Annotated in this window: 5 protein-coding genes; 4 read left to right on the plus strand and 1 reads right to left on the minus strand. The window is 68.8% G+C overall.

Annotation, left to right across the window (positions count from 1 at the left end; translation table 11 throughout):
- The first annotated feature begins 412 nt into the window (after nt 1-412).
- Nucleotides 413-3,838, plus strand: a complete 3,426-nt coding sequence (locus SKC42_RS04470) for a TM0106 family RecB-like putative nuclease (protein ID WP_330963097.1) — start codon at nt 413-415, stop codon at nt 3,836-3,838.
- On the opposite strand, the gene SKC42_RS04475 is transcribed toward SKC42_RS04470, so the two are convergent.
- Nucleotides 3,811-5,763, minus strand: coding sequence for an MFS transporter (locus tag SKC42_RS04475; protein WP_330963098.1), 1,953 nt, complete (start codon nt 5,761-5,763; stop codon nt 3,811-3,813). The genes SKC42_RS04470 and SKC42_RS04475 overlap by 28 nt on opposite strands.
- A 165-nt stretch (nt 5,764-5,928) precedes the next feature.
- Here SKC42_RS04475 and SKC42_RS04480 point away from each other — a divergent pair, with 165 nt between their 5' ends.
- The 3 genes from SKC42_RS04480 (at nt 5,929) to SKC42_RS04490 (ending at nt 11,512) form a co-directional block, all read left to right on the plus strand.
- The gene (locus SKC42_RS04480; protein WP_330963099.1) at nt 5,929-6,693 is read left to right on the plus strand and encodes a hypothetical protein; all 765 of its coding nucleotides are present in this window, start codon (nt 5,929-5,931) and stop codon (nt 6,691-6,693) included.
- Between the two features lie 180 nt (nt 6,694-6,873).
- Nucleotides 6,874-10,602 (plus strand): multifunctional oxoglutarate decarboxylase/oxoglutarate dehydrogenase thiamine pyrophosphate-binding subunit/dihydrolipoyllysine-residue succinyltransferase subunit, encoded by a 3,729-nt coding sequence (locus tag SKC42_RS04485; protein ID WP_330963100.1) that lies wholly within the window; start codon nt 6,874-6,876, stop codon nt 10,600-10,602.
- A gap of 79 nt (nt 10,603-10,681) precedes the next feature.
- Nucleotides 10,682-11,512: an SDR family NAD(P)-dependent oxidoreductase gene (locus SKC42_RS04490; protein WP_330963101.1), complete on the plus strand. Its 831-nt coding sequence runs from the start codon at nt 10,682-10,684 to the stop codon at nt 11,510-11,512.
- The last annotated feature ends 57 nt before the right edge of the window (nt 11,513-11,569 follow it).

The raw sequence follows: 11,569 nt of genomic DNA on the forward strand, positions 1-11,569 counted from the left end.
TTGCACGTGCCGCCTAGCTATGAGCGCCGTGAAGGACCCCGGTTCGGCCAGCCGCCGAGGCCGGCATGCCCCCGTGCGGTGCGCTTGATCGAGAGCAGTCCGAGGCCTATATGCACGTCATATGTATGTACACGGAATGTCAAATCTAATGTGACCAGTGGTCATTATCCCATAAAGCCCCGCGGCAATTCTGCTTATTTACAATTTGCGGAGAAAGATTTCGTCACGTCCGCGAGTTATTACAGATTTTTAAAGATCATTACCACAACGGCTGAACGACCGCCCGAGGCCATAGTTAACAACTCACGCGCAATCTGGCCGTGCGTTCGGGGCGGGTCACCCGCCGAGCAGGGCGGGGCGGAAAGACACGCGAGACCCCCGGCCTGTCCGGCCCCTCCCCTACAGTGGGGCTGTGTTCGTCGCGGGAGACAAAACCGTCTACAGCGCGTCGGACCTGGCCGCCGCCGCCCGCTGCGAATACGCGCTCCTGCGGGACTTCGACAGCAAGCTGGGATGGGGGCCGGCGGTACCCGTCGAAGACGAGCTGTTCACGCGGACCGTCACCCTGGGTAATGAACACGAGCGCCGCGAACTCGACCGGCTGCACGACGAGTTTGGTGACGGCCTCGCGGTCATCGGCCGCCCGGCCTACACGCTCGCCGGGTTGACTGCGGCCGCCGAGGCCACCCAGCGGGCCGTCGCCCGGTACGCGCCGGTCGTGTACCAACCGGCGATTTTCGACGGGCGTTTCGTCGGTTTCGCCGACTTTCTGATCCTCGACGGCGACCGCTATCGCGTGATCGACACCAAACTGGCCCGCTCTCCCAAGGTCACCGCCCTGCTGCAGTTGGCGGCGTACGCCGACGCGCTGGCCGCCTCCGGCGTGCCCATCGCCCCGGAAGCGGAGCTGCGCCTCGGAAACGGAACGGCCGTGCGGTATCGGGTCTGCGACCTCGTGCCCGTATACCGCTCTCAACGCGCACTGTTGCAGAACCGTCTCGACCGGCACAAAGCCGCAGGCGCCGCCGTGCGCTGGGACGACCACGAAGTAGCGGCATGCTTTCGGTGCGAATTGTGCATCGAACAGCTGCGCGCGACCGATGACCTGTTGCTCGTCGCCGGCATGCGGGTCACCCAGCGCGAGCGGCTCGTCGACACCGGAATCACCACGGTCGCCGGTCTGGCCGAACACACCGGCCCGGTGCCCGAGTTGGCGCCGAGTGCGCTGCGCAAGCTCACCGAGCAGGCCAAACTGCAAGTACGCCAGCGCGAGACGGGAAGGCCGCAGTTCGACGTCGTCGACCCGCAACCGCTCGCGCTGCTGCCCGAGCCGGACCCCGGCGACCTGTTCTTCGACTTCGAGGGCGACCCGCTGTGGACCGCCGACGGCCACGAGTGGGGCCTGGAGTACCTGTTCGGGGTCATGGACGCCACCGGCGGCTTCCGCTCGCTGTGGGCGCACGATCGGGCGCAGGAACGGAAGGCGCTCACCGACTTCCTGGCGATGGTGGCCAAACGCCGCAAGCGCCGCCCCCACATGCACATCTACCACTACGCGCCGTACGAGAAAACGGCGTTGCTGCGCCTGGCGGGACGCTATGGGGTCGGCGAGGACGAGGTCGACGGGCTGCTGCGCAGCGGAACGCTGGTCGACCTTTATCCCCTGGTGCGCAAAAGCATTCGCGTCGGCGCCGAGTCGTTCAGCCTCAAGGCGCTCGAGCCGCTCTACATGGGCACGCAGCTACGTGCCGGTGACGTCACCACGGCCACCGGATCGATCAACTCCTACGCCGAGTATTGCGAACTGCGGGCCGCCGGCAGCGACGACGAGGCCGCGTCCGTGCTCAAGGAGATCGAGGAGTACAACCACTACGACTGCCGGTCCACCCGCGAACTGCGCAACTGGCTGATGCTGCGTGCCTACGAGTCCGGCGTCGTTCCCATTGGCGCCCAGCCGGTTCCGCAGGGCAACACCGTCGAAGACCGCGACGAACTGGCGGTGGCGTTGTCGAAATTCAGCGGTGACGCCGGCCTCGGTGACCGCGCGCCCCAGCAGACGGCGGTGGCGTTGCTCGCGGCCGCACGGGGCTATCACCGCCGCGAGGACAAGCCGTTCTGGTGGGCGCATTTCGACCGGCTGAACTTCCCCGTCGACGAGTGGTCCGACGACACCGACGTCTTCATCGCGACCGAAGCATCGGTCGACGTCGACTGGCACCTGCCGCCCCGCGCGCGCAAGCCACAGCGCCGGGTTCGATTACGCGGCCAACTGGCGCGTGGCGACCTGATGACGAACGTGTTCGCGCTGTACGACCCGCCGGCTCCTGCCACCATGACCGACAGTCCCGACCGGCGGGCGGCCGCCCGCGCACAGATTGTCGAAGCCGACGACCCCTCGATGCCCACCGAGGTCGTCATCGTCGAGCGAATCGACAACGACGGCAACAGGTTCGACCAACTGCCCGTCGCGCTCACCCCGGGACCGCCCATTTCGACCACGGCGCTGCGCGAGTCCATCGAAGCGACCGCCGCTGCCGTGGCCGCCGGGTTGCCCCGCCTGCCCGGCACCGCCGTGCTCGACGTTCTGCTGCGCCGCGCTCCCCGCACGCGCAGCGGCGACCCGCTTCCCCGCGGTGCCGACGCCGTCGCCGACATCACTGCCGCGACACTGGATTTGGACTCTTCATACCTGGCGGTGCACGGCCCACCGGGCACCGGCAAGACACACACCGCCGCCCGCGTGATCAACCGACTGGTGACGGCACACGGCTGGCGCGTCGGCATCGTCGCCCAATCGCATGCCACGGTTGAAAACCTGCTGGGCTGCGTGATCGAGTCCGGGCTGGACCCGGCGCGGGTGGCGAAGAAACCCTATGACGACGACCCCAAGCCGTGGCAGCAGATCGACGGGACTGGCTACGCCGCTTTTCTCGCCGACGCGGCGGGGTGTGTGATCGGCGGCACCGCATGGGATTTCGCCAACGCCAACCGGATCACTCCGGGCAGCCTGGACCTGCTGGTGATCGACGAGGCGGGCCAGTTCTGCTTGGCGAACACCATCGCCGTCGCGCCGGCGGCCGCCAATCTCATGCTGCTCGGCGACCCGCAACAACTGCCACAGGTGAGCCAGGGCACCCACCCCGAGCCGGTCGACGCGTCGGCGCTGGACTGGCTGGTCGAGGGCCACCAGACGCTGCCGACGGAGCGTGGCTACTTCCTGGACCGCTCGTACCGCATGCATCCGGCGGTGTGCGCCGCGGTGTCCACGCTGTCCTATGAGGGCAGGCTGCGGTCCGACGACTGCACCGCGGCGCGCCGGCTGGCCGGGTTCCGGCCGGGTGTGCACGTGGTATCCGTTGCGCATCAGGGCAATTCGATCGAGAGCCCGCAAGAGGCCGACGCGATAGTCAGCGCGATCAAGGGGCTCCTCGGTGGCGAGTGGACCGACGAGAAGGGCACCCGGCCGCTCGCCGAAGCCGATGTGCTGGTCCTCGCGCCGTACAACGCCCAGGTCGCGCGGTTGCGTCAGCGGCTGAGCGCGGCCGGGCTCGGCGGAATCCGCGTGGGGACCGTGGACAAGTTTCAGGGCGCGCAGGCGCCGCTCGCGTTCATCTCGATGACCGTCTCGTCCGCGGACGCGGTGCCGCGGGGGATCTCGTTCCTGCTCAACAGGAACCGGCTCAACGTCGCCGTGAGCCGAGCGCAATACGCGGCGGTGATCGTCCGCTCGCAGCTGTTGACCGAGTATCTGCCCGCCACACCCGCGGGCCTGATCGACCTGGGCGCCTTCCTGGCGCTCACCGACCGGCCCTACCGGCCGGACGAATGCCGCCCGTAGCCGGGAGGATCGTCGTCGGGGCGCGAATGCTGTCCCGCGACCCCGCCCCCCTCCGCGGGAAAGTGCCGACCCGCGGAGCCGTTGAGCCGGCGTCGCGACGGCCGATCTTCCGGTGACCCGCCCCCAAAGGCCCGCGCCGACAGCTCGGCGATCGGGCGCATGCGAAGGCCGGCGTCGGCGTGCAAGCCGTTCTGCCCGGAACCCATCGACGGCGCCGGAAGCGGGGGGCGGCTCGCCGGCACGGGCTCGCGGTACCGGAGCGGGGGTGCCGGATGACCGACCGGCGCGTGCGGCGGCCGGGCCGGCTGACGCGCCGGCGTCACGCTGTCCGGCTCGCGGAGCAGAATGAACTCGGCGTAGTCGTCGTCGTCATAGTCCTCGAAATCGTCGTCCTGCACCGACTGACGGTCGTTCCCCGACGGGCCGAAGCCCAGCAGGAAGAGCGCGGTGACGATCCCGAGTAACGCGACGAGGGCGGGCAGCCGCACCGACTGGGACATCGCGGCCGCGAAGGGGTCGCGCAGGAACTCGGGCAGCTGCAGGCCCGCGTCGCCCTCGGCGGCGGACGGGCTCGGCGGCATCTCGGCGCCGAGCCGGAAGGTCATGAACGCCGCCATTCCCGCGCTGCCGAGCACCGCCCCCAGCTGGCGAACCGAGTTGTATACCGCCGAACCCGCGCCGGCGAGGTGCGGCGGCAAATTGCGGGTCGCGGTCGCCGTCAGCGGGGACCACACGAAGGCCATCCCGGCGCCCACCGCGGCGAACGGGAGCACCAGCCGCCAGATCGGCGTGTCCGGCGACATCTCGAAGGACAGCCACGTGAGCCCGACCGCCAGCAGCGAGAAGCCGAACCCGAGCACCGGCAGCGGGTGGTAGCGGTCGACCATCCGGCCGACGAAGGGCGCGAGCACCCCGTTGCAGATCGCCATCGGCGCGATCAACAGCGCCGACCGCGTCGGCGAGAGCCCGCACACGTCCTGTGCATAAAAGGTGACCGGCAGCATCATCCCCGTCGCCGCAAACGAGATGATGGCCACCCCGGCGCTGCACAGCCCGAAGTCGCGGTCGCGGAAGATGGCGAGCGGAATCAACGGCTCGTGGGCGTTGACGGACTGCCAGTAGACGAAGGCGCTCATCAAGCCGATACCGGCCACGATCGTGGCCCAGATCCAGGGCTGCCAGTGCGCCTCCTGGCCCTGCTGCAGCCCGAAGACAACGAGGAACATCCCGGCCCCCGACAGCGCGACGCCGATCAGGTCGAAGCGGTGCGACTGCGTGGGCAGCACCGGGACCAACCACACCGCCAGACCGAGCCCGACGATGCCGATCGGCACGTTGACGAAGAAGATCCACTGCCAGCCCAGCCCGTCGACCAGCGTGCCGCCCGCCAGCGGCCCCACCAGGCTGGCGACGCCCGCGGTCGCGCCCCACAGGCTGACGGCAACGCCGCGGCGCTCCGACGGGAAGATCCGCGTGATGGTCGACAGGGTCTGCGGGGTCAGCAGCCCGGCGCCGACGCCCTGCACGACCCGGGCGGTGATCAGCATCGCGGCGCTGCCGGACAGGCCGCACCACACCGACGCCGCGGTGAACACGAGCAGACCGACCAGGTAGAGGTTCTTGGGGCCGTAGCGATCACCGAGGCGGCCGGCGACCAGCAGCACCACCGCGTAGCCCAGCAGGTAGGCGCTCGTCACCCACACCACGGCGTCGTAGCCGATCCGCAGGTCCGCCATGATGGTGGGATTGGCGATCGCGACGATGGTCGAGTCGACCATGATCATGAAGAAGCCGATCATCATCGCCCATAGCGCATACCAGGGGTCCCCGGTGCCGCGCGTCAGCGCCGAGGTCCAGCGCGTCGCGAAGCCGGCGTGACCCGCGCGCCGGGCTCCCCCGGTCGGCCGAGGCATCGCCGTGGTCATCCCCACCTCGTTTCGCTCCCACCGTGCCGTCCGTCGCGGACGGGTATAGCGACCGGATCGGTCACCGGCGTTCAGGCTGCATTATTCCGGGTATCACAACCGGACGCGCAGCCAAGGACGTAATGCGGGTTAACCTGGAAGGACGCCATTCGCAGGAGAGGCAATATGCGGATCCGACGCAACCGAAAACCGGACCTGGCCAGCCAGGACGAGGCGCCCGCCGGCGGCGGACGGCCCAAGTCCTCGGCGCGCGCCCTGGCACAGGTCATCGAGCGCAGCTACCGAATCCAGGGCCCGGCGGCCGAGGCATACGTCACCCGGCTGCGTGACGCGCACCACGGCGCCAGCCCGTCCGAGATCGTCGCCAAGCTCGAGAAGCGGTACGTGACCATGGTGACGCTCAGCGGCATGGCGGTGGGCGCCGCGGCCACCATCCCGGGCATCGGCACGGTCAGCGCCCTGTCCGCGGCCGCCGCGGAGACCGTCGCGTTCCTCGAGGCCACCGCCTTCTTCGTGCTGGCGCTGGCCGTGGTCTACGGCATCCCGGCCGACCACCACGAGCGACGCCGCGCGCTGGTGCTCTCGGTGCTGGTCGGGGACAACAGCAAGAGGGCCGTCGCCGACCTGATCGGTCCCGGCCGCACCAACGGCGCATGGATCTCGGAAAGCGTCTCCGCGCTCCCCCTGTCGTCGATGTCACTGTTGAACTCACGGCTGCTCAAGACCTGGGTGAAGCGCTACACGGTGCGACGCAGCGCGCTGATGTTCGGCAAGATGCTGCCGGTCGGCATCGGCGTCATCGTCGGCGCCATCGGCAATTACCTGGCGGGCAGGAAGATCGCCCGCAACGCACGGCATGCGTTCGGCGCCCCACCCGCCCGGTGGCCGCGCAGCCTGCATCTGGTGCCGCCGGTTCAGGAAGCCGGCTAGCGTCCGACCGACCTCTGCCTGGCGAAAGACTGGCGAGAGGTTAGCCTTGATGCGGCGGAGAACCGTGATCACCGCCGCGCGCGCGAGGTACCCCATCAGCCGAGCCGTAGGAAGTCGCAGGCACCGCACAGTGGTAGTGAATGGGCTTGCAGAGCAGAGGAATTGAGGCGAACAGCGGCCGTGAGCAACATCAGTTCGCCATTCGGGCAAAACGAATGGCTCGTCGAGGAGATGTACCGCAAGTTCCGCAATGACCCCTCGTCGGTCGATCCGAGCTGGCACGAGTTCCTGGTCGACTACAACCCGGAGCCGAGCGCCGAGCCGGCGACGAGCAACGCCGACGGGCACAACCGCCCCCAGGCGCAAGCCGCGGCGCCGGCGCAGCGACCGGCCGTCGCCACCGCCGAGCCGAAGCAGCCGGCCGATTCCGCGGCCAACGGCGCGGCGCCCGCGAAGGCCCCGGCGGCCCCGGCTCCAGCCGCGTCGAAGGCCCCCGCTCCGCCGCCGGCCGAGGGCGACGAGGTGCAGGTACTGCGCGGCGCCGCGGCGGCCGTCGTGAAAAACATGTCGGCGTCGCTGGACGTGCCGACGGCGACCAGCGTGCGGGCCATCCCGGCCAAGCTGTTGATCGACAACCGCATCGTCATCAACAACCAGCTCAAGCGCACCCGCGGCGGCAAGATCTCGTTCACCCACATCCTGGGCTACGCGCTGGTGCAGGCGATCCAGGCGTTCCCCAACATGAACCGGCACTACGCTGAGGTCGACGGCAAACCGACCGCGGTCACACCGGCGCACACCAACCTGGGCCTGGCGATCGACCTGCAGGGCAAGGACGGCAAACGGGCCCTGGTGGTGGCGGGCATCAAGCGGTGCGAGACCATGCGGTTCGCCCAGTTCGTCACCGCGTACGAGGACATCGTGCGCCGCGCCCGCGACGGCAAGCTGACGGCGGAAGACTTTGGCGGAGTGACGATTTCGCTGACCAACCCGGGCACCATCGGCACCGTGCACTCCGTCCCCCGGTTGATGGCGGGCCAGGGCGCGATCATCGGCGTCGGCGCGATGGAGTACCCGGCGGAGTTCCAGGGCGCCAGCGCGGAGCGCATCGCCGAGCTGGGCATCGGCAAACTGATCACCCTCACGTCGACCTACGACCACCGGATCATCCAGGGCGCGGAGTCCGGCGACTTCCTGCGCACCATCCACGAGATGCTGCTCTCGGACGACTTCTGGGACGAGATCTTCCGCGAGCTGTCCATCCCGTACCTGCCGGTGCGTTGGAGCACCGACAACCCGGACTCGATCGTCGACAAGAACGCCCGGGTCATGGAGCTGATCGCGGCGTACCGCAACCGCGGCCACCTAATGGCCGACATCGATCCGCTGCGGCTGGACGGGACCCGATTCCGCAGCCACCCCGACCTCGAGGTGCTCACCCACGGCCTGACGCTGTGGGACCTCGACCGGGTGTTCAAGGTCGCCGGCTTCGCCGGTCGCGAGTACAAGAAGCTGCGCGACGTGCTGGGCCTGCTGCGCGACGCCTACTGCCGGCACATCGGGGTGGAATACACCCACATCCTCGAGCCCGAGCAGCAGCAGTGGCTGCAGGAGCGAATCGAGACCAAGCACGTCAAACCGAGCGTGGCCGAGCAGAAGTACATCCTGAGCCGGCTCAACGCGGCCGAGGCGTTCGAGACCTTCCTGCAAACGAAATACGTTGGTCAGAAACGGTTCTCGCTCGAGGGTGCCGAAAGCGTGATTCCCATGATGGACGCGGCCATCGACCAGTGTGCCGAGCACGCCCTCGAAGAGGTGGTCATCGGGATGCCGCACCGCGGCCGGCTCAACGTGCTGGCGAACATCGTCGGCAAGCCGTACACGCAGATCTTCAGCGAGTTCGAGGGCAACCTCAACCCGTCCCAGGCCCACGGCTCCGGCGACGTCAAATACCACCTGGGCGCCACCGGCGTCTACCTGCAGATGTTCGGCGACAACGACATCAAGGTGTCGCTGACGGCCAACCCGTCACACCTGGAGGCCGTCGACCCGGTGCTCGAGGGCCTGGTGCGCGCCAAGCAGGACCTGCTGGAAGCGCAGGCGGGCGACGGCGAGAACCAGCGGCCGTTCGCCGTGGTGCCGATGATGCTGCACGGCGACGCGGCCTTCGCGGGTCAGGGCATCGTCGCCGAAACGCTGAACCTGGCGCACCTGCCGGGCTACCGCGTCGGCGGCACCATCCACATCATCGTCAACAACCAGATCGGGTTCACCACCGCGCCGGAGTACTCGCGATCCAGCGAGTACTGCACCGACGTCGCCAAGATGGTGGGGGCGCCGATCTTCCACGTGAACGGCGACGACCCCGAAGCCTGCGTGTGGGTGGCGAAGCTCGCCGTGGACTTCCGCCAGCGGTTCCACAAGGACGTCATCATCGACATGCTGTGCTACCGCCGGCGCGGGCACAACGAGGGCGACGACCCGTCGATGACCAATCCCTCGATGTACGACGTCGTCGACGTCAAGCGCGGGGTCCGCAAGAGCTACACCGAAGCCCTGATCGGCCGCGGCGACATCTCGCTCAAGGAGGCCGAGGACGCCCTGCGCGACTACCAGGGCCAGCTCGAGCGGGTGTTCAACGAGGTCCGCGAGCTGGAGAAACACGGCGCGGCCCCCAGCGAGTCGGTGGAGTCACTCCAGATCGTTCCCGCCGGCCTGTCCACCGCGGTGGACAAGGCGCTGCTGGCCCGGATCGGCGACGCGTTCCTCGCGCTGCCGGACGGGTTCACCGCGCATGCCCGCGTGCAGCCCGTCCTGGAGAAGCGGCGCGAGATGGCCTACGAGGGCAAGATCGACTGGGCCTTCGGCGAGCTGCTGGCGCTGGGCACGCTGGTGGCCCAAGGCAAGTTGGTGCGGCTGTCGGGGCAGGACACCCGGCGTGGCACGTTCTCGCAGCGGCATTCGGTGATCATCGACCGTGCCACCGGGGAGGAGTTCACCCCGCTGCAGTTGCTGGCGACCAACCCCGACGGCACCCCGACGGGCGGCAGGTTCCTGGTCTACGACTCGCCGTTGTCGGAGTACGCCGCGGTCGGGTTCGAGTACGGCTACACCGTCGGCAACCCCGACGCCCTCGTGCTATGGGAGGCGCAGTTCGGCGACTTCGTCAACGGCGCGCAGTCGATCATCGACGAGTTCATCAGCTCCGGTGAGGCCAAGTGGGGCCAGCTGTCCAACGTGGTGCTGCTGCTGCCGCACGGCCACGAGGGCCAGGGCCCCGACCATACGTCCGGGCGCATCGAGCGGTTCCTGCAGCTGTGGGCGGAGGGGTCGATGACGATCGCGATGCCGTCGACGCCGTCGAACTACTTCCACCTGCTGCGCCGGCACGCCCTCGACGGCGTGCAGCGGCCGCTGATCGTGTTCACACCGAAGTCGATGCTGCGCAACAAGGCCGCGGTCAGCGACGTGAGGGATTTCACCGAGCTCAAGTTCCGCTCGGTGCTCGAGGAGCCCACCTACGAGGACGGCATCGGCGATCGCGGCGCGGTCAGGCGCGTCCTGCTGACCAGCGGGAAGATCTATTACGAGCTCGTCGCCCGCAAGGCCAAGGAGAGCAGGGACGACGTCGCCATCGTGCGCATCGAGCAGTTGGCGCCGCTGCCGAAGCGCCGGCTCAGCGAGACGCTGGACCGCTACCCGAACGCGAGCGAATTCTTCTGGGTCCAGGAGGAGCCCGCCAACCAGGGCGCGTGGCCGCGCTTCGGCCTGGAACTGCCCGAGCTGCTCCCCGAGAAGCTGGCGCGCGTCAAGCGCATCTCGCGGCGGGCGATGTCGGCGCCGTCGTCGGGGTCGTCCAAGGTGCACGCCGTCGAGCAGCAGGAGATTCTCGACACGGCGTTCGGCTGATCGCCGACCCACCCACCGATACCGGGGACCGCCGGTACCGGCTAGCCTCGACACGGTTACGCCGACAGGAAGGGCGCTCATGCAAGGGTTCGCCGGGAAGGTCGCCGTCGTCACGGGCGCCGGGTCGGGCATCGGTCAGGCGCTGGCGATAGAGCTGGGCCGCTCGGGCGCCAAGGTCGCGATCAGCGACGTCGACGTCGAGGGCCTGGCGGCGACCGAGCGGGAGCTGAAGGCGCTCGGCGCTCCGGTCAAAGCCGACCGGCTCGACGTCACCGAGCGCGAGGCGTTCCTCGCCTACGCCGACGCCGTCGCCGAGCACTTCGGCAAGGTCAACCAGGTGTACAACAACGCAGGCATCGCGTTCAGCGGCGACATCGAGGTCAGCCAGTTCAAGGACATCGAACGGGTGATGGACGTCGACTACTGGGGCGTGGTGAATGGCACCAAGGCCTTCCTTCCGCACCTGATCGCCTCCGGCGACGGGCACGTCATCAACATCTCGAGCGTGTTCGGGTTGTTCTCCGTGCCGGGACAGGCGGCGTACAACTCGGCCAAGTTCGCCGTCCGCGGCTTCACCGAGGCGCTGCGCCAGGAGATGATCCTGGCGGGCCACCCGGTCGGGGTGACGACGGTACACCCCGGCGGCATCAAGACCGCGATCGCCCGCAACGCCGGCGCCGCCGAGGGGCTCGACCGCGATGAGCTGGCCAAGGTGTTCGACAAGCGGCTGGCCAAGACCAGTCCGCATCGGGCGGCCCTGGTGATCCTCGACGCGGTGCGCAAGAACAAGGCCCGCGTGCTCGTCGGGCCGGACGCCAAGGTTATGGACGCCCTGGTGCGCCTGACCGGGTCGGGCTATCAGCGCCTGTTCACCCCGATGATGCGCCGGATGCTCACCCCCAAGTACTGACCTGGCTTTTGGCCGCCGCTTTCCCGCCCAGCAGACGCAAAAGTCCGCGACACGCCG

Source organism: Mycobacterium sp. 050134 (genome assembly GCF_036409085.1).
Lineage (GTDB): Bacteria > Actinomycetota > Actinomycetes > Mycobacteriales > Mycobacteriaceae > Mycobacterium.